Genomic DNA, 239 nt, shown 5'->3' with positions numbered 1-239 from the left:
ACCGTGTTGCCAAAGGTGCCGTTGAAGCCACTCAGCGCCAGAATGTCCTGCGCGCCCGCCAGCGCAATGTTCGATGCCGCGCCCAGATTGGCCGTCGAGGCAACCGTCAGTGTGCTGTTCCCTGCCAGAGCGTACTGGCCGGAGAAGCCGCTGTTATTGCCTGTCAGTGCCGTGTTGGAGCCATTGACGACAGCAATGGTTGAACCGCTCACCCCCTGAGTGCGTTGGCAATGCTGCCG

Annotated in this window: 1 protein-coding gene; it reads right to left on the bottom strand. The window is 61.9% G+C overall.

All coding sequences use genetic code 11. The annotated features are described in order from the left end of the window. Nucleotides 1-239 (bottom strand): hypothetical protein (locus YALDO0001_RS19600; RefSeq protein ID WP_042840714.1); only part of this gene is annotated, 239 nt, incomplete at both ends.

It is taken from the genome of Yersinia aldovae ATCC 35236 (assembly GCF_000173735.1).
Taxonomy (GTDB): domain Bacteria; phylum Pseudomonadota; class Gammaproteobacteria; order Enterobacterales; family Enterobacteriaceae; genus Yersinia; species Yersinia aldovae.
Note: the sequence above shows the minus strand (reverse complement) of the source record. Positions and strands in the feature narration are given on the sequence as shown.